24 protein-coding genes are annotated in these 25,439 nt (G+C 66.9%); 8 read left to right on the forward strand and 16 right to left on the reverse strand.

The window, feature by feature from the left end:
- Positions 1-144: 144 nt before the first annotated feature.
- The 4 genes from WMN78_RS12930 to WMN78_RS12945 form a co-directional block, all read right to left on the reverse strand.
- The gene (locus WMN78_RS12930; protein ID WP_340534119.1) at positions 145-1,110 is read right to left on the reverse strand and encodes an ABC transporter permease; all 966 of its coding nucleotides are present in this window, start codon (positions 1,108-1,110) and stop codon (positions 145-147) included.
- Positions 1,100-1,825, reverse strand: a complete 726-nt coding sequence (locus WMN78_RS12935; protein WP_340534120.1) for an ABC transporter ATP-binding protein — start codon at positions 1,823-1,825, stop codon at positions 1,100-1,102. The genes WMN78_RS12930 and WMN78_RS12935 overlap by 11 nt, the downstream gene beginning before the upstream one ends.
- A gap of 55 nt (positions 1,826-1,880) precedes the next feature.
- On the reverse strand, positions 1,881-3,044 hold the full coding sequence (locus WMN78_RS12940; protein ID WP_340534121.1) for an ABC transporter substrate-binding protein: 1,164 nt from the start codon (positions 3,042-3,044) through the stop codon (positions 1,881-1,883).
- 164 nt (positions 3,045-3,208) lie between these two features.
- Positions 3,209-4,375 (reverse strand): RtcB family protein, encoded by a 1,167-nt coding sequence (locus WMN78_RS12945; RefSeq protein ID WP_340534122.1) that lies wholly within the window; start codon positions 4,373-4,375, stop codon positions 3,209-3,211.
- A gap of 181 nt (positions 4,376-4,556) precedes the next feature.
- Between WMN78_RS12945 and WMN78_RS12950 the strand changes: the two genes are divergently transcribed.
- Positions 4,557-4,883, forward strand: a complete 327-nt coding sequence (locus WMN78_RS12950; RefSeq protein ID WP_340534123.1) for a GYD domain-containing protein — start codon at positions 4,557-4,559, stop codon at positions 4,881-4,883.
- A gap of 21 nt (positions 4,884-4,904) precedes the next feature.
- Here the strand turns inward: WMN78_RS12950 and WMN78_RS12955 are convergent, their stop codons facing one another.
- From WMN78_RS12955 to WMN78_RS12980, 6 genes are all read right to left on the reverse strand, one after another.
- Positions 4,905-5,915: a hypothetical protein gene (locus WMN78_RS12955; RefSeq protein WP_340534124.1), complete on the reverse strand. Its 1,011-nt coding sequence runs from the start codon at positions 5,913-5,915 to the stop codon at positions 4,905-4,907.
- Positions 5,916-6,080: 165 nt separating this feature from the next.
- Positions 6,081-7,514 carry a sulfate adenylyltransferase subunit 1 gene (locus WMN78_RS12960; RefSeq protein ID WP_340534125.1) on the reverse strand — a complete coding sequence of 478 codons (1,434 nt, stop codon included), beginning with the start codon at positions 7,512-7,514 and terminating at the stop codon, positions 6,081-6,083.
- On the reverse strand, positions 7,514-8,536 hold the full coding sequence (gene cysD / locus WMN78_RS12965; protein WP_235505926.1) for a sulfate adenylyltransferase subunit CysD: 1,023 nt from the start codon (positions 8,534-8,536) through the stop codon (positions 7,514-7,516). The genes WMN78_RS12960 and cysD overlap by 1 nt, the downstream gene beginning before the upstream one ends.
- Positions 8,533-9,264 carry a phosphoadenylyl-sulfate reductase gene (locus WMN78_RS12970; protein WP_028271588.1) on the reverse strand — a complete coding sequence of 244 codons (732 nt, stop codon included), beginning with the start codon at positions 9,262-9,264 and terminating at the stop codon, positions 8,533-8,535. The genes cysD and WMN78_RS12970 overlap by 4 nt, the downstream gene beginning before the upstream one ends.
- Positions 9,261-11,006 (reverse strand): nitrite/sulfite reductase, encoded by a 1,746-nt coding sequence (locus WMN78_RS12975; RefSeq protein ID WP_340534126.1) that lies wholly within the window; start codon positions 11,004-11,006, stop codon positions 9,261-9,263. The genes WMN78_RS12970 and WMN78_RS12975 overlap by 4 nt, the downstream gene beginning before the upstream one ends.
- A gap of 54 nt (positions 11,007-11,060) precedes the next feature.
- Positions 11,061-11,963, reverse strand: a complete 903-nt coding sequence (locus WMN78_RS12980) for a sirohydrochlorin chelatase (RefSeq protein ID WP_340534127.1) — start codon at positions 11,961-11,963, stop codon at positions 11,061-11,063.
- A gap of 60 nt (positions 11,964-12,023) precedes the next feature.
- Here WMN78_RS12980 and WMN78_RS12985 point away from each other — a divergent pair, with 60 nt between their 5' ends.
- The gene (locus WMN78_RS12985) at positions 12,024-12,695 is read left to right on the forward strand and encodes a trimeric intracellular cation channel family protein (protein ID WP_340534128.1); all 672 of its coding nucleotides are present in this window, start codon (positions 12,024-12,026) and stop codon (positions 12,693-12,695) included.
- A 14-nt stretch (positions 12,696-12,709) separates the two neighbouring features.
- Positions 12,710-13,135: a hypothetical protein gene (locus WMN78_RS12990; RefSeq protein WP_340534129.1), complete on the forward strand. Its 426-nt coding sequence runs from the start codon at positions 12,710-12,712 to the stop codon at positions 13,133-13,135.
- A 145-nt stretch (positions 13,136-13,280) separates the two neighbouring features.
- On the opposite strand, the gene WMN78_RS12995 is transcribed toward WMN78_RS12990, so the two are convergent.
- Complete coding sequence (locus WMN78_RS12995) at positions 13,281-14,120, reverse strand: DUF559 domain-containing protein (RefSeq protein WP_340534130.1); 840 nt, start codon at positions 14,118-14,120, stop codon at positions 13,281-13,283.
- A gap of 28 nt (positions 14,121-14,148) precedes the next feature.
- Here WMN78_RS12995 and WMN78_RS13000 point away from each other — a divergent pair, with 28 nt between their 5' ends.
- Positions 14,149-14,283 carry a hypothetical protein gene (locus WMN78_RS13000; protein WP_340534131.1) on the forward strand — a complete coding sequence of 45 codons (135 nt, stop codon included), beginning with the start codon at positions 14,149-14,151 and terminating at the stop codon, positions 14,281-14,283.
- 209 nt (positions 14,284-14,492) lie between these two features.
- Here the strand turns inward: WMN78_RS13000 and WMN78_RS13005 are convergent, their stop codons facing one another.
- The 3 genes from WMN78_RS13005 to WMN78_RS13015 are packed head-to-tail and all read right to left on the reverse strand — an operon-like array spanning position 14,493 to position 17,737.
- Entirely contained in the window at positions 14,493-15,596 is a 1,104-nt protein-coding gene (locus tag WMN78_RS13005; protein WP_340534132.1) for a polyprenyl synthetase family protein, read from the reverse strand.
- Between the two features lie 9 nt (positions 15,597-15,605).
- Positions 15,606-16,940: a geranylgeranyl reductase family protein gene (locus WMN78_RS13010; RefSeq protein ID WP_340534133.1), complete on the reverse strand. Its 1,335-nt coding sequence runs from the start codon at positions 16,938-16,940 to the stop codon at positions 15,606-15,608.
- A gap of 11 nt (positions 16,941-16,951) precedes the next feature.
- Positions 16,952-17,737 (reverse strand): demethylmenaquinone methyltransferase, encoded by a 786-nt coding sequence (locus WMN78_RS13015; RefSeq protein ID WP_340534134.1) that lies wholly within the window; start codon positions 17,735-17,737, stop codon positions 16,952-16,954.
- Positions 17,738-17,847: 110 nt separating this feature from the next.
- Between WMN78_RS13015 and WMN78_RS13020 the strand changes: the two genes are divergently transcribed.
- The 4 genes from WMN78_RS13020 to WMN78_RS13035 all read left to right on the forward strand — a co-directional run bounded on the left by WMN78_RS13020 (position 17,848) and on the right by WMN78_RS13035 (position 21,950).
- Positions 17,848-19,248: an isochorismate synthase gene (locus WMN78_RS13020; RefSeq protein WP_340534135.1), complete on the forward strand. Its 1,401-nt coding sequence runs from the start codon at positions 17,848-17,850 to the stop codon at positions 19,246-19,248.
- Positions 19,249-19,436: 188 nt separating this feature from the next.
- Positions 19,437-20,240, forward strand: coding sequence for an ABC transporter substrate-binding protein (locus tag WMN78_RS13025; RefSeq protein ID WP_340534136.1), 804 nt, complete (start codon positions 19,437-19,439; stop codon positions 20,238-20,240).
- Positions 20,241-20,334: 94 nt separating this feature from the next.
- A complete protein-coding gene (locus WMN78_RS13030) occupies positions 20,335-21,126 on the forward strand; it encodes an amino acid ABC transporter permease (RefSeq protein ID WP_340534137.1) in 792 nt (263 codons plus the stop codon).
- A gap of 11 nt (positions 21,127-21,137) precedes the next feature.
- The gene (locus WMN78_RS13035) at positions 21,138-21,950 is read left to right on the forward strand and encodes an amino acid ABC transporter ATP-binding protein (RefSeq protein ID WP_340534138.1); all 813 of its coding nucleotides are present in this window, start codon (positions 21,138-21,140) and stop codon (positions 21,948-21,950) included.
- Between the two features lie 62 nt (positions 21,951-22,012).
- Here the strand turns inward: WMN78_RS13035 and WMN78_RS13040 are convergent, their stop codons facing one another.
- Together WMN78_RS13040 and menD are read right to left on the reverse strand one after the other, a co-directional pair.
- Positions 22,013-23,023 (reverse strand): hypothetical protein, encoded by a 1,011-nt coding sequence (locus tag WMN78_RS13040; RefSeq protein WP_340534139.1) that lies wholly within the window; start codon positions 23,021-23,023, stop codon positions 22,013-22,015.
- A gap of 154 nt (positions 23,024-23,177) precedes the next feature.
- Positions 23,178-24,977: a 2-succinyl-5-enolpyruvyl-6-hydroxy-3-cyclohexene-1-carboxylic-acid synthase gene (gene menD / locus WMN78_RS13045; protein ID WP_425341151.1), complete on the reverse strand. Its 1,800-nt coding sequence runs from the start codon at positions 24,975-24,977 to the stop codon at positions 23,178-23,180.
- Between the last annotated feature and the right edge of the window lie 462 nt (positions 24,978-25,439).

Here is a 25,439-nt window from a genome sequence, read left to right on the forward strand (position 1 = left end):
CGGCCGCGGGGGCCGGCAATCCGCGGCGTGTCCGTGTCGAAGTGCCCCACGACGGCCGCCGGGAAAAACCAAAGAGCAGAGCCCGACGGCGGGACGCGCCGTGGGGCTCTGCTTTTGGGTTTTGCTTGTGCTGCCTGTTGGGGCCTAGCGGGTGCTGCCGGCAAGGAGGCCGCGGCGCCGGAGGAGGCGCTTTTCAATCGGCGCGAAGACCAGCAGCTCGATCAGGATGCCCACGGCCAGGATCAGCAGGATGGCGGACATCACGATCGTCATGTCCGAGAGGTCGCGGCCCTGGTTCAGCATGGAGCCCAGGCCGAAGCCGATGGTGCCGCCCACCGCGATGATTTCCGCGGCCATGAGTGACCGCCAGGAGAAAGCCCACCCCTGTTTCAGTCCGCTCAGGTAGCCCGGCAAGGCGGCCGGAAGGACGATCTGGAGGGCCATCTGCAGCCGGTTGGCACCCAGTACCGTGCCCACGCTGCGGTACTGCGGCGGGATCTGGTCCACGCCGGAGATCAGGCCGTTGATGATGGACGGGATGGCGCCCATGAACACCACGAAGTACACCGTGGCGTCAGTGAGGCCGAACCAGATGATGGCGGCAGGCACCCAGGCCACGGAGGGCAGCACCTGCAGGCCGGAGATGAGGGGGCCGAACGCACGGCGCAACGGGGCAACCTGCGCCAGCAGGAGCCCGATGGGCGTTGCAATGACCACGCTGATCAGGAACCCGACAATGCCGCGCTGCAGCGATGTCCACACGGCTTCCTGCAGCGAACCGTCGGCCCAGAGAGTGCCGAACTGGCCCAGGACGTCCAGCGGACCGGGCACCAGGTCACGCCGCTTGAAGCCAAGCGAGACGTAGAACTGCCAGGCCAGGACCAGCACCACGAGTGCCGCCACGGGGAGCAGGATGCGGCTCCAGTCGATGCGCGCCGCACGGGCCGCGTCCGACTGGAGGGAATCCAGTCCGGATTCCAGCTCGCGCAGGTCCTCGTTGCCGGTGGAGGACCGGGTCAGGGCCGCGTGGACTTTGCGGGTTTCGGGCTCCGCGCCGGTTGCCGGTTCGTTTGCGGGCGCTTCGGCCACGGGGGTCTGGTTACTTGGCATGGCGGCGGATCTCCTCTCGCAGCCGGGCGGTGATGACCCCGGTCAGCTGTCCGGCAAGTCCGGCGTCGGTTCGGTGTTCCTCGGTGACGTTCCATTCCTGGACCACGCGGCCGGGACGGGAGGACAGCAGCAGCACGCGCTGGCCCAGCCGGACGGCTTCGCGGACGTTGTGCGTCACAAAGACGATGGTGCGGCCGGTTTCCTTCCAGATCCGCTCCAGTTCGTCGTGGAGGAGGTCGCGGGTGATGGCGTCGAGGGCGGCGAACGGCTCGTCCATGAGGAGCAGCTGCCGGTCCTGGGCCAGCGAACGGGCCAGGGAGACGCGCTGGCGCATGCCGCCGGAGAGCTCGTGCGGGCGCTTGTCGCCGGCTCCGCCGAGGTGCACCAGGTCCAGGAGTTCGTTGGCTTTGGTGCGCCGTTCGCCCTTGCCCACGCCGCGCAGCTTCAGCGCGAGTTCGATGTTCTCCCGGGCCGTCAGCCACGGGAAGAGCGCGGCGTCCTGGAACATGAAGGCCGCGCCGTCGCTGGGGACTTCAAGGGCGCCCGACGTCGGGAGCTCCAGTCCCGCCATGATGTTCAGCAGGGTTGACTTGCCGCAGCCGGACGCGCCGAGGAGGGCGACGAACTCGCCTTGGGCGATGCTGGCGTTGACGTCGTCCAGCACCGGGGCGCCGTCGCCGAAGCGTTTGCCCAGGTTTTCCAGTACGACTGGCATGGTCCTGTCCTTACGTTGTTGGGGCTGGAGGTAATTCTTTGGTGGTGCCGGCCGGTCAGTCGTTGCCGAGGCCGGCGGCGCTGACCTTGCTGCCGCCGGTTTCGGCGGTGACGCCGTTCAGTGCGGTGAGGTCGAAGATGCCGTCGATGTCGGCCTGCTTGGTGGTGCCGGCGTCCACGCCGTCCTGCAGGAGCTTCGTGTAGGTTCCGGCGAGCGGATCGACTGTGAACACGATGTTGTCCAGGGACCGGTCGATGACGTCCGCCGGCAGCTCGGCGCTCCCGAACTCCTTAAGCGCTGTGTTCAGCACGCCGGCCTTTTCCGCAGCAGGTGCCTCGTTGAGCCATTTGACGGATTCGGCGTGGCCCTTCAGCAGTGCCTTGACGGTGTCCGGGTGCGCGGCGGCGAAGTTTTTGTTCACGATCAGGATGGTGGTGGGGAACTCGCCGGGCTTGCCGGTCAGGGAACCGTCCCACAGGTCCTTCTCGTCCACCAGGACCTTCGCGCCGGCCTGCAGCACCAGCCGGGACGCCCACGGCTCCGGCAGCCACGCGCCGTCGAGCTTGCCGTCCTGGAACAGCTTCAGGGTCTGCGCGTTCTCGGTCGGGTTGATCGCCACATCGCCGCTGCCGTCGGTGTTCGTCTTGTAGCCCTGCCCCGCCAGCCACGCCCGCAGCGCCACATCCTGGGTCCCGCCCAGCTGCGGCGTGGACAGGGTCCTGCCCTTCAAATCCGCGGCGGACCCGATCTCCGGCCTGACCACCAGCTGCGCGCCGCCCGCCGCGGCGCCCGCGATGATGCTGACGGACTCGCCCTGGCTCTTCACGAACGAGTTGATCGCCGGATTCGGGCCGATGTATGTGGCATCGATCGCGCCGGCGTTCAGCGCCTCGATCGCGGCCGGCCCGGCGTTGAACACCTGCGTGCTGAGCTTCGTATCACCCAGGCTCTTGGCGATAAAGCCTTGCTTGACGCCCACCAGGGCCGGGGCGTGCGTGACGTTGCCGAAATAACCCAGCTTCAACTCCGCCGCCGGGGTCGGGGCGGGAGCGGCTGCCTGGGCTGACGGATCACGGGAAAGGGTTGACGCCACCACGGCACCGGCGGCAATGAGCAGCACCAGGCCGAGGGCAACCAGAACCTCGACGGCGCGCTTGCGCTTCGGTTTGTTGCTCTCTCCTGCCACGATGCGGATCATTCCGGGCTGGGGACTTGTCATTGTTTCACCATAGGGAGTGACATAAACCCGTTCAATGAAGCGGAAACGGGGGGTCACGCGGGTTCATCTAGCGTCACATTCGGACGTCCCCAGGCAGCACAGCTAAGTGACAGACGCGTCGGCTGCCGCAAGGGCATCATCCCGCTTCTTCGGGCTGCCCGGGTTCAGTCGCCTTTGACGTTGACGAGTTGCCGCAGCCTGTGGCCGATCCGCACCAGGTCCTCCGCATCCCGCATGACGACGTCAATGGGCTTGTACGCCGCGGGAATCTCGTCGATGAAGGCTTCGGTGGCACGGAACTCAATCCCCTGCATGGCCTTCTTCAGCTCGGCCAGGGAGAAGGTTTTGCGCGCCGCTGTCCGCGAGTACTCGCGGCCTGCACCGTGCGGCGAGGAATTCAGCGACACGCGGTTCCCACGGCCGGCCACCACATACGAGGCTGTGCCCATGGACCCCGGGATCAGGCCCGGGTCCCCGACCTCGGCCTTGATTGCGCCCTTGCGCGAGACCCACACGGCCTTGCCGTAGTGGGTTTCCCGCCGGGTGAAGTTGTGGTGGCAGTTGATCCGTTCCCGTTCCAGCACCTTTCCGCCCGTCCAGTTGCCGAACTGGCTGATCACGCGGTCCATCATTTCCTCACGGTTCAGCAAGGCAAAGTGCTGGGCCCAGTGCAGCTCCTCGATGTACCTGCCGAACTCGGACGTGCCCTCCTCCAGGTACGCGAGGTCGGCGTCAGGAAGCGCGATGCGTTTCTCCCGCGTGACGCGCTGGGCGACGCTGATGTGGTGCTGCGCGATCTTGTTGCCAACACCGCGGGAGCCGGAGTGCAGGAACAGCCAGATGGCATCCGTCTCGTCCGCGCAGACCTCGATGAAATGGTTGCCTGATCCCAGTGAACCAAGCTGGAGCTCCCACTTCGGTACATACTGGCCGGGATCAAACCTGGCCTTGGCTGCCAGCTTCCTCAGCTCGGCGATGCGTGGTTCGGCCGTGGCAAGGACCTTCCGGTTGTTGTGCCCGGCCGAAAGCGGGATGACGTGCTCAATGGCCTCCCGCAGCCGTTTCCGGTCCGGAGGCAGGTCGTTGAGGAAGTACTGCGTCCTGACGGCAATCATGCCGCAGCCGATGTCCACCCCCACCGCAGCCGGAATCACGGCGCCCAGGGTGGGAATGACGGACCCCACCGTGGCGCCCTTTCCCAAATGGGCGTCAGGCATCAGTGCCAGATGCGGATAAATGAAGGGCAGCCGGGACGTTCTCACGGCTTGCTCCCGCGTCTGGGCATCCAGGATGGAAGCCCAGTTGATGAGCCGGCTGTTGATGCGTTCCACGATCTTCCCTCCCGGCGGGATAGGGCGAAAGTAAGGCCGCAGGCCGGCCGTGTCAACACCCCGCGGAGAGGGAACCGGGCAGCCATTGCTGAGCGGGCAGCGGACTGCCATCCTTGCTGGACTGGCGCCACCGGCACCACCCGCCACCAGGGACCACCGGCAAAGCGGAAAGGACGAGACAATGCCCCTCTATCTTTCGAAGTTCAGCTACACACCGGAGACGTGGGCGAGGCTGATCAGCAACCCCGAGGACCGCAGGAAAGCCGCCCAGGCGTACATCGAATCTGTCGGCGGCACGCTCCACGGTTTCTGGTACGCCTTCGGCTCCCACGACGGCTACAACTTGTGGGAGGCGCCGGACAATGTGTCCATGGCCGCGGTTGCACTGGCGATCAGCGGAGGCGGAGCGCTGAGCTCATTCGAAACGACAGTGCTCCTGAGCGTCGACGAAACCCTGGAAGCCCTCCGCAAGGCCGATCAAATCAGGTACCGCCCTCCTGGCACCTGAGCGATTGATCCTTAAGGGGACTCAGTCCTGCATGCGCTCCAGCCGGGAGGTCAGCTTCGCCTCCCGCTTGGGGTCGTTCCCCAGGGCTTTGGTGCGCGCGATGTATTCCACGCCCCAGGTCTTCAGCAGGAAGTCGTCGGCAATCCGGACCTGGCCGGCCGGGAATTTGTAGTCCATTCTCTTGGCCACTCCGGACCAGTCGGCGGCACCGAAGAGCTCCTCGGCCTCAGCCACGGTGCCTACCCCGTTGGCGGCCAGCAGGTCCCCCAGCCAGCCGTACTGCCGGGCCTGGCTGCGTGGGTGTTCAGGCAACAGCCGGGCGAGCATGTCCTGGAGGATGTCCCCGGTGAGTTCGGTGGCGGCGGGGTTCGCGGCGAACTCGGCGGTGCTTTCGGCCTGCCGGCGTTTGACGATGTCGTTGATCGCGGAAAACTGCGCGTCGGCGAGTTCGATCAGCGTCGAGGCCATGGTGAACGCGCGGTCCACTTCCGCGTTGGCTTCGGCGAGGCCCTTGTAGCGGATGTCGTGCTCGAAGGCTGCCCACGCGTGTTGCAGCACGGTCCGGATCTGGACTTCGAACCGTTCCCCGATGAAAGCCTGGCAGCCCACGGGAACGTTCTCGGCAGGGACTTCCAGGATCAGGTGCCTGCCGGCGTAGCCGATCTGGCCGTTCCGCCGCTGGGAGCTCGTTTTGTCATCGTCCTCCCGGCACCTGAACTGGCCCTTCAGTGCCGTTGCAACGTCCGCGATGTCGGGCTCAAGGAACATGATGACCCGCACCCCGATCAGGTCGTCGAGCTGTTCGAGGCCGCGTTCGTACTTGAATTTTCCGTCCGCCGTGAGCCGGTCGAGCTTCCCTTTGACGGAGCCGGGGTCCTTGACCCGGGCCTGCACGGTGTGATGGTTGAGGCCGTCGTCCCGGAGCCTGGCGCGGATGGCGTCCCCGATCGCAGCCGACGCCTGGTTCAGCCGGGGCAGCAGCTCGCCATACTGCTCCAGGGAGCTGGCAACAACCGAATCATGATCTTTCAACCGGTCCCCCTCAGATCAGCGCGCGGCGCATCTACCAGCAGAGTATCCAAGGCCGCCGGTTTCAGCTACTGCCGGGCTTCCAGGTTCCACCGACAAAACCGCGGCTTGCTCGAGAAACCGGACCGTGAAGGTCCGGATCTGCGAACAAGCCGCGGTCCAGGAACGTCAGATCGAGTAGCGCTCGTCCTCGTGGTCGCCCGGGTGGTCGTTGACCAGGCCGGCGGCCAGGGTGTTGCCGTCCAGCGGATCGATCACCAGGAACGCACCGGTCCGACGGTGGTGCAGGTAGTTCTCCAGCGGCAGCGGGGCGGCGAGCCGGAGCTGCGCGTGGCCGATGTCGTTGAGTTCCAGGCTGGATGCGCCCTCAAGCTTGAAGGTGGCGAGGTCCAGCTTGCCGCTGACGCTGCGGACGAGCGCCTGCACGGTGCGGGTGCCGTGCTTCACCAGCACCTTGGCGCCCTCCCGCAAAGGCTTCGGGGACAGCCAGCACAGCGCGGCGTACAGGTCGGCGGAGGCTTCGCGGACGGTGCCGGCCGCGGCAATCGTGTCACCGCGGGCCACATCGAATTCGTCGGCAAGCCGAATGGCCACCGACTGCGGCGCAACGGCCTCGGTGAGTTCGGCGCCCGCGAAGTCGATGCCCGTGACCGTGGTGGTGCGGGGGTCCTGGCCGGGGGTCAGCACGCTGACCTTGTCCCCCACCTTCACCGAGCCCTCGGTGATCTGACCGGCGTAAGCGCGGTAGTCACGGTACTTCTCGACGTCGAGTCCGCCGGCAACAGCGTCGGGAGCCAGTGCGCCCTGCGGCCGGACCACCAGCTGCACCGGGAAGCGGAAGCTCTCCAGGTGGCTTTCCAGTTCGTCCGCGGCGGGCAGCGTCTCCAGTACCTCGAGCAGGGCCGGGCCGGTGTACCAGGGGGTGCGCTCCGAGCGCTCCACCACGTTGTCGCCGTCGAGCGCGGAAACCGGAACCACCAGCAGGTCGGTGATGCCATCGGATCCGAGGCCGAGCTCGCGGCCCACCTTCTGGACGTCGGCTTCGATCTCGCGGAACACGCTCTCGCTGAAGTCCACCAGGTCGATCTTGTTCACGGCCACAATGACGTGGGCCACGCGCAGCAGCTGCAGCACGGACAGGTGCCGGCGGGTCTGCTCCAGGACACCCTTGCGGGCGTCAATGAGTACGACGACGGCGTCCGCGGTGGAGGCGCCGGTCACCGTGTTCTTGGTGTACTGAACGTGCCCGGGGCAGTCCGCCAGGATGAAGCTGCGGCGGTCCGTGGCGAAGTAGCGGTAGGCGACGTCGATGGTGATGCCCTGCTCGCGCTCGGCACGCAGGCCGTCGGTCAGGAGGGCGAGGTCGATCGCTTGTACACCGGCTGCGCCGGGTCCCCCAAATCCGCGGTCCGCCGAGGTGCGGGCGACAGCGTCGAGCTGGTCGGCGAGGATTGCCTTGGAGTCGTGCAGGAGGCGGCCCACCAGAGTGGACTTCCCGTCGTCGACCGATCCGGCGGTGGCGAAGCGGAACAGCGAGGCGTGCGCCAGCGGCGCCTCGTGAAGAAGGGCAGCCGCGCGGGCTGTATCGATTTCGGTGCTCATTAGAAATAGCCATCCTTCTTGCGGTCTTCCATGGCGGCCTCGGAGATGCGGTCATCCGCACGGGTGGCGCCACGTTCGGTGATGGTGGAGGCGGCAACTTCAATGACGACGTCGCGCACCGTGGCGGCGGCCGACTCAACAGCGCCGGTGCAGGACATGTCGCCGACGGTCCGGTAGCGGACGGTCTTGGTGATGACTTCCTCGTCCGGACGGGGCTGGGAGACCTCGCCCACTGCGCGCCACATGCCGTCGCGGGCAAAGACCTCGCGGTCGTGGGCGTAGTACAGGCCGGGCAGTTCGATGTTTTCGCGCTCGATGTAGCGCCACACGTCCAGCTCGGTCCAGTTGCTGATGGGGAACGCGCGGACGTGCTGGCCCACGGTGTGGCGGCCGTTGTAGAGGTTCCACAGTTCGGGGCGCTGGTTGCGCGGGTCCCACTGGCCGAATTCATCGCGGAGGCTCAGGATGCGCTCCTTGGCGCGGGCCTTGTCCTCGTCGCGGCGGCCGCCGCCGAAGACGGCGTCGAACTTGTTGCGCTGGATCGCGTCCAGCAGCGGAACGGTCTGCAGCGGGTTGCGGGTGCCGTCGGCACGCTCGGCCAGTTCACCGGAATCGATGAACTCCTGCACGGAGCCGACAACCAGCTTCAGGCCCAGGCGCTCCACCGTGCGGTCACGGAAGTCGATGACCTCGGGGAAGTTGTGGCCGGTGTCCACGTGCAGCACGGGGAACGGAACCTTGCCCGGCCAGAAAGCCTTGGTGGCCAGGTGCAGCATCACCACGGAGTCCTTGCCGCCGGAGAACAGCAGAGCAGGCTTCTCGAACTCGGCCACGACCTCGCGGATGATGTGAATCGCCTCGGACTCGAGGGTGTCCAGGCTGGAGAGTCTTGCCACTGCTTCTCCACGCGGCTTAGACACACTCGCTCGTTCCTCGCTCGCGCGATGCGCCGCTTTCGGAGAATCAGCGTCAAGTTCCAGCACAGACAGCTCCAGGTCCTCGTTGGTGGTTTCGATGCTCATACGTGTAGTCCGCATTCTGTCTTGTCGGTTCCTGCCCAGCGGCCGGCGCGGGGGTCATCGCCGGGCGCTACCTTGCGTGTGCAGGGCTGGCAGCCAATGGACGGGTAGCCCTGTGAAAGCAGCGGGTTGACGGGAAGGAGGTTGTCGTCGGAGTACTGCACCAGCTGGTCGAAGCTCCAGGCCGCCACCGGGTTGACCTTGACCAGGCCGTTTGTTTCGTCCCAGGTGATCAGCGGGGTGTTGGTGCGGGTGGGGGCTTCGTCGCGGCGCACGCCGGTGAACCACAGTTCGTAGCCGGCGAGGGTGCGGCGCAGCGGGGCAACCTTGCGGAGGGCGCAGCACTGGGCGGCGTCGCGGGCAAAGAGGTCCTTGCCCAGCAGGCGGTCCTGCTGCTCCACGGTGTTTTCCGGGAGCACGTCCACCACGTTGACGCGGAGGTTTGCAGCCACCTCGTCGCGCGTGGCGTAGGTTTCCGGGAAGTGGTAGCCGGTCTCCAGGAACAGGACGTCGACGCCGGGAAGCTGGTCCGCGACCAACGCCGGCAGGACGGCGTCGGCCATGGAGCAGGCCACGGCCACGGCGGGCAGGTCAAAGTTCCGGGCCACCCAGGCGATCACGTCGCGGGCCGGGGCATCCCAGCCGAGCTCCGCGGCGCCGGCTTCGGCCAGGGCCTTGAGCTCGTCGTGGGAGCGGAGTACCGGGTCTACTCCAAGGGCGTGCTTGCTCACTGAAGTGCCTCCTCGTCGGCTGCGTGGGCCCATTCGGCGAAGGTCTGGCCTTCGGTGTGCTCGGCCACGAACTTACGGACGACGCGCTCGACGTAGTCGGGCAAGTCCTCGACGTAGACCTTCAGGCCGCGGACGGTACGTCCGAGCCCGGCCTCTTCTCGGGTGGAGGAAGCCAGCCCGCCGCCGAGGTGGACCTGGAAACCCGGGGTGGGGTCGCCGTCGGGCGTTGGCAGCATCATGCCCTTGAGTCCGATGTCCGCGGTCTGGATGCGGGCGCAGGAGTTGGGGCAGCCGTTGATGTGCAGGGACAGGGCGTGGGGCAACTGGCCGCTCTCCGCGAGGTCCGCGAGGCGGCGTTCCAGCTCGGCCACGGCGGTTGCGGCGGTCACCTTGGTTTCCACGATGGCCAGCTTGCAGTATTCGATGCCGGTGCAGGCGATGGTGCCGCGGCGGAACACGGACGGACGGGCGGAGAGGCCCAGGGCGTCAAGCTCGGCAACCAGCGGTTCAACCTCGTCCTTGGGGACGTCCAGCACCACCAGCTTCTGGTGCGGCGTGGTGCGCAGGCGGTACGAGCCGCGGGCTTCGAGGGTGTCCGCAAGCTTCACCAGCTGCGCGCCGGAGAGGCGGCCGGCAATCGGGGTGGCGCCGATGAAGAACTTGCCGTCCTTCTGTTCGTGCACGCCCACGTGGTCGCCCGGAGTGGAGGGCTTGGGTGCGGCCGGGCCGTCAGCCAGCTTGTAGCCGAGGTATTCGTCCTCGAGGATCTGGCGGAACTTCTCCGGACCCCAGTCGGCCATCAGGAACTTCAGGCGTGCCTTGGTGCGCATGCGGCGGTAACCGTAGTCGCGGAAGATGCTGGTGACGCCGAGCCACACGTCGGCGGCTTCCTCGGGGCGGACGAACGCGCCGAGGCGCTTGCCCAGCATCGGGTTGGTGGACAGCGCGCCGCCGGCCCAGAGGTCGTAGCCGATGCCGAGTTCGGGGTGCTTGACGCCTACCAGGGCGAAGTCGTTGATCTCGTGCACCACGTCCTGGCTGGGGTGGCCGGTGATGGCGGTCTTGTATTTGCGCGGCAGGTTGGACAGCAGCGGGTTGCCGATGAAGCGCTCCCCCAGCTCTTCGATCAGCGGGGTGGGGTCGATGATCTCGTCCTTGGCGATGCCGGCCACGGGCGAGCCGAGGATGACGCGGGGAACGTCGCCGCAGGCTTCGGTGGTGGACAGGCCCACACCTTCCAGCCGGGTCCAGATCTCGGGGATGTCCTCCACGCGGATCCAGTGCAGCTGGATGTTCTGGCGGTCGGTGAGGTCCGCGGAGTCCCGGGCGAAATCAACGGAGATCTGGCCGATGACGCGCAGCTGCTCGGTGGTGAGCGCGCCGCCGTCGATCCTCACGCGGAGCATGAAGTACTTGTCCTCGAGCTCGTGCGGCTCCAGCGTTGCCGTCTTGCCGCCGTCGATCCCGGGCTTGCGCTGCGTGTACAGGCCCCACCAGCGGAACCGGCCGTGCAGGTCCTGGCCCGGAATGGAGTCGAAGCCGTCCTTGGAGTAGATGGACTCGATACGCTCGCGGACGTTGAGGCCGTCGTCCTCCTGCTTCCAGGTTTCGTTGGCGTTGAGGGGAGTTTTCCCGTCCACTTTCCACTGGCCGTGCGGCTTCGCTGCCGGTCGGTTGGCGCGTGCGGGTCGCTTGGCGGCAGCGGAGTCCGCGGACGCTCCGGCTAGAGCTATATCAGTCATGCATCGACTGTAGGTCCCACCCGAAAGCCGTCACAAAGGGTCAGAAACGCTAGGTCACCTAGGGAAATATTTCGTCATGAACCGCCGGAGAGCCTTGAACAAGCCCCGGGGCTGTGCTTGGTCCGGGGTGGCTGCAGGGGCTTCGGCAGGGGCTCCTGCGGCGGGTGCCGCGGCAACGACGGCGGGGGCTGCCACGGGCGCCTGGCCCGGCGCTGAGGACGCTGCCACGGGCGCCGGGCCCGGCGCTGCAGCGGCGCCTGCCGCGGCCACGGCGGCGTCATAGCGGTCCAGGGCGATCTCCGCCATGAGCCGGGAGGGCAGCAGCGGCTCCGTCACAATGTCGGCTTCGGCTTTGGCCAGCTGGTCGTGGAAGAACCCGTGGGCCAGCAGGTACGAGGCGATGATCACCCGTCCCTGCCCCTCGCCGCCGGGGAATTCGGCACGGAGGGAGGCGACGGCGTCGGGCACTGACGGCTTGGCGGCGGCACCGTAGGCCGGGACGATCCTGTTGCTCCGCAGCGCCCGCAGGTGTTCAGCGAGTTCTTCGACGCTGACCGAAGCCTTGGGGTTGGTGGATCCGGCGGCAGCCAGCACCACGGCGTCGTGCTCGGTGGCCCCGGCCTCGCGCAGCCGCTGGTCGAGGATCTCCGCCAGCCGGAGGTCCGGCCCCAGCGGTTCGGAGGCAGTAGAACCATCCCTGCCGCGTGCCGCTTTAGCGATGTCCACCTTGGTGTGGAAGCCCACGCTGAGCAGCAGCGGAACGATGACGGCCTGCTCCCTTTCCGGCAGCCCCGCCATGACGTCCACCAGGTCCGGGTCCTGGACATCCACGTAGGCTTCGCGGACGTCCAGCCCGGGGCGCAGCTCGGCGATGTCGGCACGGAGGCCGTTGACCTCGGCGGCGCCCAGCGGGCTGGACGTTCCGTGGGCACACGCGATCATGATGGGGCTATTCATAGGGGCTAGCGTAACGTTGGAGCCGCCCCATCCGCCCCTTCACCTTGACCGGGACGCCCATTGACCATCTCATTCGACGCCGTTCAGGTATGGCTGGATCTGGCCGGCGTTTTCTTTTTCGCGGTCTCCGGATCCCTGCTGGCGGCGCGGAAACAGTTCGACATCCTCGGTTCCCTGCTGCTCGCCTCGCTGGTGTCCCTAGGCGGCGGCGTCATCCGCGACATCATCCTTAACGACGGCCCTCCCGCGGCCTTCACCAACCCGGCCTACCTGGCCCCGCCGCTGCTGGCCACCGTGCTGGTGTACTTCCTGTTTTCCAGCGTCCAGCGCTACACTTCGCTGCTCATCCTGTTCGACGCCGGCGGGCTGGCGCTGTTCTGCATCACCGGAACGCTCAAGGCGCTTTCTGCCGGGATGAACCCGGTGGCGGCGGTCCTGCTGGGGGTCACGACGGCGGTGGGCGGCGGCCTCCTGCGCGATATCACTGCCAATGAGGTGCCCCAGCTCTTCGACCCGAAGGACCTGTATGCCCTCCCCGCGTTTACTGGAGCAGGCCTGACCACAGCGCTGTGGGTTTCGGGGTCGTTCAACGCGGTCACCGCGGGGGCCGTTGCCGCCGTCGTTTTCGCCTTCCGGGTGACGGCATGGCGGCGTTCCTGGCGCGTTCCGCTGGCCGTCCGGGGGTGGCACCGGCTGGGGCTGGGGACGGCCGAAAACGGTGGCCGGGATTAGCTAGGATAAGAACCATGACTGACATGTTCCTCGAGAAGTTCCGCGCGCTTGTTCCGAAGTATCTCGAAGACGAATGGCAGGAAGAGGACGGTCTGGCCCCCGAAGAACTCGACGAGGCCCTGTCCGAGCACCAGTTCCAGATTCCGCTGGTCCTCCGGGAGTTCTACCAGGCAGTGGGCGGCTGCGAGGACCTGATGGAGGCGTACCACTACTTCTGGGACCCCGAGGAACTCGAAGTTGATGACGAAGGCTTCCTGATGTTCCTCGAGGACGAGGAAGAACAGTTCACCTGGGGTTTCCGCGTGGGCGATCTCGGTGTTCCGGACCCCATTGTGTACCGCCGCAACAACGCCCGCGGCCAGTGGAAGAGCGAAGAAGGCACCTTCTCCGAGTTCGTGTTCGACATGTTCGACTGGGCGTTCGAGGGCGAAGAGGACTAGGTTCGCCGGCTCCGCCGCTTAGTTTCGGCGGCCTGCGCGGCCTAACCGGGGCACTTCGACACGGACACGCCGAGGGCTAAGCCTGTTTCCGCGGTTTCTTCGCCCGAAGTGCCCCACGGCGGCGGTCGAATTACGACGGCGGCAGTCACCTCGCGCTGAAGCCTCCCCTTCGGCACCGCTCCAGCACTTCCACCACCTCGGCCACCATGCGCTGCGGGTGATTGACGACGTCGTCGTAGCCGTACCTGAGCCCCAGCCGTCCGCCTACGACAGTGGCATTGTTGCGCGTCCGGTCCTTCCTGACCTGGCGGGGCTCAAGGTGCGAGCCGCCGTCGGTCTCGACCACGAGGCACTCCTCAATGAGGAAGTCCACCTCTCCCACTCCCGGAAGCTCCACGTGCCGCCGGACTTGCAGCCCTGCCCGCCGGAAGTGGTAATTGGCCAGCACTTCAAGGATGGAATCCGCCCTCGGGATCACGTTGTCAAGGACGGCCCGGGCGCGGGCGTTGCGGTTTCCGGGGAGCTTGCGGCGCAGGAACTCCACAGTGATGTCTCCGCGTTGGGCAGCACACTGGACCATCACCAGCGCTTCCAGTTCCGGCAGGCAACGCAGGGCGTGAATCAGCACATCGGCCAGACCGGCGACGGGCAGCCAGGAATGGCGCTGATGGGAACACCTTCCATGAGTAAGAGTTCCCGGTGGCGCGGACTTGTGGCCGGGGCTCAGATGAATGGTTCCAGTGTCATGCAGCGTCCAGAGCCCGTACGTTGGCGCGGCCGACAGGCACGTCAGTACGGCATTGTGGCTTAGCACCATCGCCAGTGCGCTGGCATCTGCGGGCAGGCTGTAGATGCCCCGCCGGATGCGCACAATGCGCCCCGCCGCCAACGCTTTGTCGCGGGCAGTATGGGTAAATCCCGCCGCGCGGAGGGCCGACGCCTTGGCGACGCCTGCCCGTGCACGGAGGAAGGTCTCGATGTCCATGTTTCCAAGGTCCCCCTGAGGCGGCCGGATGGGCAGATCGGGGCTGCGCCATGTGGACAACCCGGCCGTCGAGGGGCACTTCGACACGGACTCGCCACAACCCGAGGCCGGAACGGCCTTCCCCTGGCTCAAAGTGCCCCACGACGGACGCAGGCAGCGGTAAAAAAACCTCCCAAGAACTATGACACGCTGATTAACACCACGGCTCGCATTTGTGACAAAGCTGTCATAGACTGTTTCGCGGGTCCACTAAATGCCTCCGGTGGATCTGATGCGAACGGAGAAATGGCCCCGGTTCGACGCAGCGTATGACTCGTATTGCTGCAGAGAACCGGGGCCATTCCGTGTTTAGAACGGGGAGGCCAACCGGAACTAGCTCGCGCGGTCCACCACGGCCAAGGCGAAGCTGGTGAGGGAGTCCTTGACCACGCCTTCGGGCAGCGGCGCCAGCGCGGCGATGGCTTCATCGGCCCAGGCACGCGCCACGACCCATGATTCCGCGGTGACCCGGTGGTCGCGCAGGCCTGCCACGGCGGCGGCGAGTGCCTCGTCGGAAGAGAGGTCGCCGTCGATCAGTTTCAGGAGTTCGACGGCGGACTGGTCACCTTCGGCGGCGGCGTTGCGCAGGAGCAGCACCGGCAGGGTGGGCACGCCTTCGCGCAGGTCCGTGCCCGGGGACTTGCCGGACTTGACCTTGATGCCGGTGACATCGATGACGTCGTCGGCCAGCTGGAAGGCCACGCCGATCTTCTCGCCGTACTCCACCAGAAGGGGCTCGTAGGCTTCGTCCGCACCGGAGAAGATGGCACCGAGCTGGCCGGAGGCAGCCACCAGGGAACCGGTCTTGTCCGCGATGACGGACAGGTAGTGCTGCACGGGGTCCTCGTCGGGGCGGGGTCCCACGGTCTCGTGCAGCTGGCCCAGGCACAGCCGTTCGAAGGTGCGGGCCTGGATCCCCAGCGCGCGCGAGCCGAGCTCGGACACCAGGATGGAGGCGCGGGCAAATATCAGGTCGCCGGTGAGGACGGCCACGGAGTTGCCCCAGACCTCGTGGGCGGTGGGGGCGCCGCGGCGGAACGGGGCTGAGTCCATCACGTCGTCGTGGTAAAGCGTGGCCAGGTGGGTGAGCTCAACCACCACGGCTGCCTGCACCACGGCCGGCCGCGAAGCGTCACCGAGGTGGGCGCACAGCAGAGCCAGCAGCGGGCGGATCCGCTTACCGCCGGCTTCCACCAGGTGACGCGACGTTGCATCAGCGAGCGGATCGGAGTTGGCAATGGCCTCGCGGAGTTTCTTTTCCACGCGGGCAAGGTTGGTGGTGATGGCGGGGCCCAGCTCCGGGTCTGCCGCGATGGCAGCGAATCCGGCCGGCAGCTGGAGTCCCGTGGCGATCGCGGTGGTGTTGGGCTCGGGCTCTTTGGATTCCGGCAGGCCGTGTCCGGCGTGGGTCCAGCTGTGCTTGGCAGAGTTCGTCACGGGTTAACCCTAACTTTTTGTTGCGGAAACCGCGGAGGTGTAGCTGGACGGGGACAGGGAGGTGTTGGACGTGGCAGGCACCAGGGCCTCCAGCAGCCTGATCACCCTGTCCTCGAATCCCTTGGCTGATTCATCCGTGACGTTGGCCATCAGCCGGACGACGAACTTCATGAGTGCGGGCACCGGCATCCCGGTGCGCAAGGCGAGCTTCATCACGGACGGCTTGCCGATCACCGAGGCGAACGCGCGGCCCAGGGTGAAGTGGCTCCCCCACTGGCCCCGCACATAGTCCGCGTACCCCTGGAAGTGGAGGTCGGCGTCGTCGTGCGTCCACTCAGCGGTGCGGCTCTGCCGGGAGCTGGCGTCAATGACATATTCGGCCGCAAAGCGGGCGGATTCCATGGCGTAGGAGATGCCCTCGCCGTTGAACGGAGAAACCATGCCGCCGGCGTCGCCCAGGAGCAGCAGGCCCGGGGAGTAGTGCGGGGTGCGGTTGAAGCCCATGGGCAGGGCGGCGCCGCGGATCTCGCCCACTTGGTTTTCGGGTGTGAAGCCCCATTCGGCGGGCATGCCGGCGGTCCACTCGCGCAGGACCTGCTTGTAGTCGAGCTTGCCGAATTCCTTGGAGGAGTTCAGGATGCCCAGGCCCACATTCGAGGTGCCGTCGCCCACGCCGAACACCCAGCCGTAGCCGGGAAGCAGTCCGCCGTCGCGGCCGGGAAGTTCGAGCCAGCCTTCCATCCAGTCGTCATCGTGCCGGGGCGACGTGAAGTACGTGCGGACGGCGACGCCGAGCGGGCGGTCGTCGCGCTTCTCTATGCCGAGGGACACGGCGCTTCGGGATGAGTTACCGTCTGCGGCGAGTACGACGTCGGCGTGGAAGTCGCGCGTCTCCCCCGTCTTGCGACCGGAGCCGTCAAGGAGGGCAGCACGCGCGCCGATGACGCGGCCGTTGGCTGCGCGCAGGGCTTCGGTGACGCTGTGACCTTCGAGGATGGTGGCGCCCGCGGCCTGGGCGTGCCGGGCCAGTTCCTCGTCGAAGCCGAGGCGGGTGCGGATCAGGCCGTAGGTGGGGAAATCGGACACCTCGGGCCAGGGCAGCTCAATGGTGCGGCCGCCGGCGATCAGGCGGAGGCCCTTGTTGCGCCGCCAGCCGGCGTCCTCGGAGTGCGCCAGGCCGAGCTTCCGGATCTCGCGGACGGCACGCGGCGTGAGGCCGTCACCGCAGACCTTTTCGCGCGGGAACCTGGTTTTTTCCAGCACCGTGACCTGGATGCCGGCCTTGGCGAGGTAGTAGGCGGCAGTGGACCCTGCTGGGCCGGCGCCGACGATCAGTACGTTCACGGCAGCTGCGGCTAGCCCGCAGGCCGGATGATGTTGCGGCGGAGCTTCGCCACGGGACCGGTGTGGCTGGCGATGGCTGCGGCGCTGCCGTCGGGCGTTGAACCAGCGGGCTTGAAGGCGCGGTGGACGGCCACGATGCCGCCGCTGAGGTTGCGGTAGGTGACCTTTTCCCAGCCGGATTCCTGCAGCCAGCCGGCGAGGTGGTCCTGGTCCGGCCAGGCGCGGATCGACTCGGCGAGGTAGACGTAGGCGTCCGGGTTGGATGAGACCTTCACGGCGATGGCAGGGAGCGCGCGCATGAGGTATTCGGTGTACATGGTGCGCCAGAGCGGGACCACTGGCTGGGAGAACTCGGCGATCACCAGCTTGCCGCCGGGCTTGGTGACGCGCAGCATTTCGGCCAGGGCCTTCTTGGGCTCGTTGACGTTGCGCAGGCCGAAGGAGATGGTGGTGGCGTCGAAGCTGTTGTCCGCGAACGGCAGGCGGGTGGCGTCGCCGGCAATGAAGTCGATGTCCGGGCGGCGGCGTTTGCCCACTTTGAGCATTCCCAGGGAGAAGTCGCAGGCGATGACATCGATCCCCGCGTCCGCGTAGGGCTCGCTGGAGGTGCCTGTTCCGGCGGCGAGGTCCAGCACCCGCTGGCCCGCCTTCACATCCATCGCTTCAACGACTACCCGGCGCCAGCGGCGCGTCTGTCCCATGGACAGGACATCGTTCACGACGTCGTATTTGGGGGCGACGTCGTCAAACATCGTGGCTACTTCGTCCGGACGCTTATCCAAGGATGCTCGGTTCACCATGACATTGTCTCAAATGTTGGCCGGACCCACGAACCAGGGCCCGCGCAGCGCGGCGCCGTTCGCCTCGACACGGCGCTGGCCGGCCTCCGGAGTACTGTTGTCTCATCATGACGAGTACGTTCCGCGCCGGCATTATCAAGACACTGACAGTCCCTCTGGATGGAAGATCATTCTCCGGGGGGCTGCCGTCATTTCTGGTCCGGGACGATGTCCTCTGCTGGACCCGCCGCGAAGCCGGCCTGGTGGGGTTCGGCGAGATCGCCCGCTTCACCGCCACCGGCCCCGACCGTTTCCTGGAGGCCGACATCTGGTGGCGGCATCTGGTCCTCGAGGCGGACGTCACCGACACCGTGGACTGCCCCGGCACCGGACCGGTGGCCTTCGGCTCCTTCGCCTTCTCCAAGGTTTCCACGCACCGCTCGCGGCTGATCGTGCCCGAGATCGTGGTGGGGGTTCGGGACGGCCGCGCCTGGCTCACCCAGTTAACGTTCGACGACGGCGAACTCACCGAAGCAGGCGCCCTCGCCGCCCTGGAGCGCTGGCTGGAGGCGGACCCGCTGGACGCTTGGGGCGACGGATCCGAGGTGCCCACTGCCGCCGTCGGGCTTCCCTTGGACAACCGTCGCGGTGGCGGCGGCACCGCAAACCCGGCTGCCGACGTCGTACCCAAACTCGAAACCGGATCCCTCAGCGAGCACGACTGGATGGCCGCCGTGGCGGCCGGCGTTGCGGAAATCCGCACCGGCAAGCTGGAGAAGCTGGTGCTGGCGCGGGACATCGTGGCCACGATTCCGGAGGGCGTAAATGCCGCGGAAATCCTCCGCCAGCTGGCCAGCCGGTACCGGGAATGCTGGACCTACGGCGTGGACGGCCTGGTGGGCTCAACCCCCGAAATGCTGATCCAGGTGGAGGGGCGCACGGCCCAGGCGCGCGTGCTGGCCGGAACCCTGGACCGCCGCGATGCCGAGGGGATGGACGGCTCGCCGCTGGAATTCGCCGAGCGCGTGCTGGCGGGGTCCGAGAAGCAGCGGCACGAGCACGAGATCGCGATCCAGTCCCTGACCACGCAGCTGGCGCCGTTCTCCGAGGCCATGAACGCGCACAGCGAGCCGTTCATCCTGGAGCTGCCGAATGTGTGGCACCTGGCGTCGGACGTGAAGGCTGAACTGACCGAGGTGGAGGGGCACGTGCCCACATGCCTCGCCCTGATCAACGCGCTCCACCCCACGGCGGCGGTCTGCGGAACACCCACCACCGTGGCCGGCGCGCTGATCCGCAAGCTGGAGCACATGGACCGCGGGCCCTATGCGGGGCCGGTGGGCTGGCTCGATGCGGCAGGGAACGGCGAATGGGGAATCGCGCTGCGCGGCGCCGTCGTCGAGGCGCCGGACACGGTGCGGCTCTACGCCGGCTGCGGCATCGTGGAGGGCTCACACCCCGAGGCGGAGCTCGCGGAGACCTGGGCCAAGTTCCGGCCGATGCTCGAATCGCTGGGGCTTGGCACCTGAAGTCCCAGGGTGGGCGCGCCCGGACAGTCCGGGATCGCAGACAATGCTCCGGCGCGGGGGCTTGCGCTAGCCTCGATATTAGTTATCCAATAGTGAAACTAAGTTTTCTGTGATGCACATCTCTTATTCGGCGATACACTATAAGCCGTTTTAGTCACGCATACCCCTGCAACAAAAGGTAAGAAACTATGCAGCCCATGTCCTCCGCCACGGCAAAGCTGGCCGCCAAGGCAGCCGCAATCCTCGCCGTCGGCGCCCTGTCCCTCACGGCCTGCGGCGGCAGCTCCACCCCTGCTGCGTCCTCCGCAGGCGGCGTCCAGCTGATCAACGCCGGCAAGCTGACCGTTTGCTCCGACGTTCCCTACGAGCCGTTCGAATTCCAGAAGGACGGCAAGATCGTCGGCTTCGATATGGACATCGCCGCCGAGGTCGCCAAGGACCTGAAGGCCGAGCTCAGTGTTGTGGACAGCTCCTTCGAGGCCATCGAGACCGGCACCGCGCTCACGGGCTGCGACGTCTCCATCTCCTCGGTCTCCATCACGGACACCCGCAAGGCCGTCATGGACTTCTCCGAGCCGTACATGGACGATGACCTGACCCTGGTGGCCACCGAAGCCTCCGGCATCAAGGACATCGACAGCGCCAAGGGCAAGAAGGTGGGCGTACAGCAGGCCACCACCGGCGCCAAGTACGCGCAGGAAAAGGGCATTGACGCCCAGCAGTTCGAAGATTCCGGACTCCTGGTCCAGGCCCTCCAGGCCGGCACCATCGATGCCGCCCTGGGCAACCAGTCCGTCCTGGCCTACGCCATCAAGGACGACCCCAAGTACAAGCGCGTGGAGAACTACGCCACGGGCGAGAAGCTGGGCATCTCCATCAAAAAGGGCAACACGGCCATGGCTGACCAGGTCAACGCCACGCTCAAGCGCCTGACCGACGACGGCTCCCTCAAGAAGTACGAGACCACCTGGTTCGGCGAAGCCGCCAAGTAGCACCCCGGCCTGAGACCGACACAGTTGAGGCCCCGTACCGCTGGACGAGAGTCCGTACGGGGCCTCAACTGCGCAAAACGAATGTGAGAACACCATGGCAATGACCGCACGTCAACGAGCCAAAGTCAGCCTCTACGTCCAGGCCGGAATCTTCGTTGTGGCTGTGGCCGCGCTGATTCTGGCCACTGACTGGAAGACCATCGGCACCAGCGTCTTCAACTTCGCCAAGATCGGCCCGATGTTCCCGGACATCTTCTTGTCCGGCCTCAAGAACACCCTGATCTACACCGCACTGGGCTTCATCGTGGGCCTGTCCGGCGGCCTCCTCCTGGCCCTCATGAAGCTCTCCAGCTTCCCGCTCTACCGCTGGATCGCCACCGGCTACATCGAGTTCTTCCGCGGCATCCCCGCGCTGCTGGTGTTCATCGCCTTCGGCTACGGTGTTCCGCTGGCGTTCGGCGTGCAGTGGAACGTGACCGTCGTGGTGATGATTTCGCTGGGCATGGTGGCCGCGGCCTACATCGCAGAAACGCTCCGCGCCGGCCTGCAGGCGGTGCCCAAGGGACAGCTCGAGGCTGCCCGCTCGCTGGGCATGCCGCAGTGGCGCGCCATGGTGTCCATCGTGATCCCGCAGGCATTCAGGATCGTCCTGCCGCCGCTGACCAACGAGGTCATCCTCCTGACCAAGGACTCCTCGCTGATCTACGTGCTGGGCCTGACCGCCTCGCAGTACGAGCTCACCAAGTTCGGCCGCGACGGCATCTCCAGCCTGGGCGCCGGGCTCACCCCGCTCCTCGTGGCGGGCGCCTTTTACCTGGTGATCACCATCCCGCTGAGCCTTTTGGCCCGGAAGTTCGAAAGCCGCTCCGCGCGGACGAAGCGATAGGCAGGACAGTCATGAACGACGTCGTACACAACTCCCCCGGCGCCGCCGGCACCAGCGTATCCGTGCAGGCCGCCGGAGTTTCCCTCAAGGACCTCCGCAAGTCCTACGGCTCCAACGAGGTCCTTAAGGGCATCAGCCTGGAGGTTGCTCCCGGCGAGGTTGTCTGCCTGATCGGCCCGTCCGGCTCCGGCAAGTCCACCCTGCTGCGGTGCGTGAACCTGCTCGAGCAGCCCAACGAGGGCACCATCCACGTGGGCGGCTTCGAGGCCACGGACCCGGATGTGGACATCGACAAGATGCGCCGCAAAGTGGGCATGGTGTTTCAGCAGTTCAACCTGTTCCCGCACCTGAACGCCCGGCAGAACTGCACCATCGCCCAGACCAAGGTGCTCAAGCGCGGGCAGGCCGAGGCGGATAAGGTGGCGCAGGCCAACCTGGACCGCGTGGGCCTGGGCCACCTGGCAGACCGCTTCCCGGACCAGCTCTCTGGCGGCCAGCAGCAGCGCGTGGCCATTGCCCGTGCGCTGAGCATGGACCCGGAGCTCATGCTGTTCGATGAGCCCACCTCGGCCCTGGACCCGGAGACGGTGGGCGACGTCCTGTCCGTCATGCGGAACCTGGCCAAGGAAGGCATGACCATGCTGGTGGTGACCCATGAGATGGGCTTCGCCCGCGAAGTGGCCGACCGCGTGGTGTTCATGGACGGCGGCGTGGTGGTGGAGGAAGGCGTGGCCGAGCAGGTCATCAGCGCGCCCACGCAGTCCCGCACCAAGGAATTCCTCAAGCGCGTGCTGGACCCGACGCACATCGACATCTCGGAGTAGTTTCTTTGGCGCCGCGCCGACGCTACGTGGCGCCGCGCCGACGCTACGCAAATGCCCTGACGCTACCGGAATTCCGGTAGCACCAGGGCATTTGTGCGTCGCGGGGAATTTTGCGCGTCGAAATCCGCAGAACGCGTACGACGGCGGCGCACCCCGCCCGAGGCCAACATGCGTTCCAGCCTCCCTGGTTCCATCAAGTCGGACCAGTCCCACCGCACCACGTTAAAGCCGGCGGCGCGGATACGGTTTTCGCGTCCCTTTTCATCCACCACCGCCTGCGACGCTGTGCGGCCCTTGAGGAACTCCGGTTTGACGTACTTCGCCACACCGTCGAACTCTCCGACGACCCTGGCGTTCTTCCAATAAAAATCTGCGTAGCCCACCAGGCCGTCGGCGTCATAGATAGCCTGCTGGAGGACGGGAGGCTCGAAGCCGGCCAGGTGCATCAGCGAGCGGCTGTAGGACTCCCCTGCCGAGCCTGCGAGGGGATCCGCGAAGGACAACGCCGCCCGAATCCTCTTTTGAGCCGTTGACGTGTACCTCGAGCCGATTCCGGCTACCAGCGCGTCGACTGCCAGAGCCGACAGCCCGGACGTACGGTCCGGTTTGAGCACATGGTCCAACGGCACAACCGCCTCCGTGAACGGCGTAAAAGCGGCCAGGTCCAGAACCGTCCGGATCCGGTCCGTGACCAGCAGGCCCTCCCGCCGGACCACTGCCAGGCCGGACGGATCGGCAAAGAAGCGGCGAACACCAGCGCGGGACCGGCCGCCGTCGTTCTTTAACGTCAGCGCCTCAACCGGATGGCGCACTCCAATGGTTGGAATATTCCACACGCTCGCCGCGGAATGCCTGGCGAAAATCGTGGGACCGTTCAAGGTTTCCGCGGCAGCCTGTACCCGAAGCCGGTAGTGATCCCAGGGCTGAAGTTCCCGCCAGGCCGACCCCTCTGCGTACACGCCGTGCCGGATTCTCACTAACGCACCCGATGCGGCGCGCCTGGCCAGTTCCTTCGCGGTCAGTCCGTGCAGGAGTCGGTCACGGGCGAGGAGCAGCGGCGGGAGGTCTCTCATGCCTTGACGATGCCAATTCCGCTGCCCAGCTGTCAGCGGCGACCGGCCCTATGTGCATAAGGTGCTTGTTTTCGACGCGCATAATTTCTGGCGCGCACGGAATACGGGGTGCGCCAGAGAATATGCGCGTCGCCAAACATCAAAGCGCGTCAGGTCAGGCCCCCAGCGCGCCCCGCACCGCTTCCCCGACCGCCGCCTTGATGCGCGCGTGCAGTTCCCGGAGGCCCTGCCGGTCAGTGCGGACCTCAATGACGCTGCGGCCCTGTTGCGGTGCGGCGAGCGCATCGGCGAGTTCCGCCGTCGTACTTACCGAGCAATGTTCGACGCCGTACGCTGCGGCGAGTGCCGCGATGTGCACAGTGTGCGGGGTGCCGAAGAGCCGTTCGACGGCGTTCCCGTACGCTCCTGACTCCTGCACGGCGCCGTGCTCCAGGAGGTTGAAGATGGCGCCGCCGGCGTCGTTGAGGACCACGATGCGTAGCAGCGGATCGTTCTCGGCGAAGCCCAGGAGGAGGCCGCCGGCGTCGTGCAGGAAGGTGACGTCGCCCACGAGCAGGGTGGTTTCCTGCCGGCCGCCCCACGCGATGCCCGTGGCGGTGGAGATGGTGCCGTCGATCCCGGCGAGGCCGCGGTTGGCGAAGACGGTGGCGTGCGGCTCGGGCGTGGGCTGGCCGGCGAGATCCACGTCGCGGATGCCGTTGGAGGACCCCAGCATCAGTTGCCCGCGCGCGTGCTGCCACACCAGTGCGCCAACCGCCGGTCCCGTGACTGCCGGCTCGCCGGAGAGCACCTGGTCGAGCGCGTGCTGGGCGGCGGCACCGGCCAGCAGCCAGGTATCCAGCCATGCCGACGAGCCCCTGCCGGAGAAGTCGGCGAGGTCGCTGAGGTTGTCCAGCGGGAGCTCGGTCCGGCGGCCCGGCTCGTACCAGGCCACGGGCACCGGCTGGTACAGGGCCGAGGGGACGTCGGCGCGGGCCAGCAGCTGCGCCACGGGACGGGACAGGGTGGGCCGGCCAAACAGGACAACGCGCTCGATCGGCTGGGAGGATTCCGGTCCGAAGTGCTCCAGCAGCAGCCGGTACGGGCCGATGGCGTTGGGTCCGAAGCGCGAGTTCGACGACGGCTCGGCCAGCAGCGGCAGGCCGTGGGCGCGGGCGAAAGCTTCGGCGACCGGCCCGGCGTCGTGCCCTGCCAGCACCACGGTGCGGCGCTCCTCCAGCGTGGCCGGCGCCGGCGAGAGGGTGAGCGGCTCCGGTCCGCGGCCGATCTGCCACGTCCTTCGGCCGGATGCCTCCGGCAGGTGGTCGCCAGGCGGCGGGACCAGCGGATCACGGAAAGCCAGGTTCAGCTGCACTGGCCCCGGCGGAGTGTCTTCGAACACCCCCGTGGCGGCGCTGAGGGCGGTCTCCACGGCGCGCTGCGGGTCTGTGCCGGCGGGAACATCGACGGCGAAACGGACGTGCTCGCCGAAGAGGTCCAGTTGGTCGGTGGTCTGGTTGGCGCCGGTCCCCCGCAGCTCGTCGGGCCGGTCTGCTGAGAGGACCACCAGCGGGACAGCGGCGTGGTTGGCCTCCATCACGGCCGGCATCAGGTTCCCGACGGCGGTGCCGGACGTGGTGAGCACTGCAACCGGCGCTCCCGTGGACAGTGCCAGGCCAAGTGCCGTGAAGCCGGCCGAGCGCTCGTCAATCCGTACCAGGAGTTCCACCCGGCCGGCCGCGTCGGCCTCCGCGAGGGCATAGGCCATGGGTGCGGACCGCGATCCCGGTGAAACCACGACATACCGGACGCCGCCGTCGAGCAGGGTTTTGCCGGCGACCCTGGCGGCCTCGATCGCGGTGGGGGTTTCGGATACGGGCCCGGCCGGCGCGCCGGTGGGGTCGCCCTCCGAAAGCGGGGCATCCTCGGCGACGGCGTAGGCATTGAGCGGGTCCAGCGGGTTCTCAGAAGTCACCAATCCAGTCTCCCATCAACCACCGGACGCTCTCTCACCTCCTGCCGCTTCAAACCGGACGCTCTCTCACCTCCTGCCGCTTCAAACCGGACCCTCTCTCACTACCTGCCGCTTCAAACCGGACCCTCTCTCACTACCTGCCGCTTCAAAAAGGACGCTCTCGCACTATCTCCGGCGATGAACTGCTCCCCGGAAGTTGGACTGAGAAATTCAGTTCCGACTTTCGGGGAGCAGTTTTATGAGTGCACGTAGTTCATTGTCTGAGGCTCAGCGCGGGGCGGCTGTAGCGTGGTTTGAGAAGGGCATCGGGTATCGGGCAGTGTCCCGGTTGCTGGATGCGCCTCAGGTGCCGGTCAGGGCACTGTACGGGCGATGGAGGATCCATGGGCAAGGAGTGCTGGTGAGCAGGCCGGCGAAGTCATACTCTTTCGAGTTCAAGCTCGCCTTGGTGCAGCGGTTCCT

Source organism: Arthrobacter oryzae (genome assembly GCF_037911235.1).
GTDB classification, from domain to species: domain Bacteria; phylum Actinomycetota; class Actinomycetes; order Actinomycetales; family Micrococcaceae; genus Arthrobacter; species Arthrobacter oryzae_E.

Bases quoted from the DNA above. Each gene is read 5' to 3' on its own strand.
- WMN78_RS12930 (WP_340534119.1), bottom strand. From the start codon at position 1,110: ATGCCAAGTAACCAGACCCCCGTGGCCGAAGCGCCCGCAAACGAACCG.
- WMN78_RS12935 (WP_340534120.1), bottom strand. From the start codon at position 1,825: ATGCCAGTCGTACTGGAAAACCTGGGCAAACGCTTCGGCGACGGCGCC.
- WMN78_RS12940 (WP_340534121.1), bottom strand. From the start codon at position 3,044: ATGACAAGTCCCCAGCCCGGAATGATCCGCATCGTGGCAGGAGAGAGC.
- WMN78_RS12950 (WP_340534123.1), top strand. From the start codon at position 4,557: ATGCCCCTCTATCTTTCGAAGTTCAGCTACACACCGGAGACGTGGGCG.
- WMN78_RS12960 (WP_340534125.1), bottom strand. From the start codon at position 7,514: ATGAGCACCGAAATCGATACAGCCCGCGCGGCTGCCCTTCTTCACGAG.
- cysD (WP_235505926.1), bottom strand. From the start codon at position 8,536: ATGAGCATCGAAACCACCAACGAGGACCTGGAGCTGTCTGTGCTGGAA.
- WMN78_RS12975 (WP_340534126.1), bottom strand. From the start codon at position 11,006: ATGACTGATATAGCTCTAGCCGGAGCGTCCGCGGACTCCGCTGCCGCC.
- WMN78_RS12980 (WP_340534127.1), bottom strand. From the start codon at position 11,963: ATGAATAGCCCCATCATGATCGCGTGTGCCCACGGAACGTCCAGCCCG.
- WMN78_RS12990 (WP_340534129.1), top strand. From the start codon at position 12,710: ATGACTGACATGTTCCTCGAGAAGTTCCGCGCGCTTGTTCCGAAGTAT.
- WMN78_RS12995 (WP_340534130.1), bottom strand. From the start codon at position 14,120: ATGGACATCGAGACCTTCCTCCGTGCACGGGCAGGCGTCGCCAAGGCG.
- WMN78_RS13000 (WP_340534131.1), top strand. From the start codon at position 14,149: ATGGGCAGATCGGGGCTGCGCCATGTGGACAACCCGGCCGTCGAGGGG.
- WMN78_RS13020 (WP_340534135.1), top strand. From the start codon at position 17,848: ATGACGAGTACGTTCCGCGCCGGCATTATCAAGACACTGACAGTCCCT.
- WMN78_RS13025 (WP_340534136.1), top strand. From the start codon at position 19,437: ATGCAGCCCATGTCCTCCGCCACGGCAAAGCTGGCCGCCAAGGCAGCC.
- WMN78_RS13030 (WP_340534137.1), top strand. From the start codon at position 20,335: ATGGCAATGACCGCACGTCAACGAGCCAAAGTCAGCCTCTACGTCCAG.
- WMN78_RS13035 (WP_340534138.1), top strand. From the start codon at position 21,138: ATGAACGACGTCGTACACAACTCCCCCGGCGCCGCCGGCACCAGCGTA.
- WMN78_RS13040 (WP_340534139.1), bottom strand. From the start codon at position 23,023: ATGAGAGACCTCCCGCCGCTGCTCCTCGCCCGTGACCGACTCCTGCAC.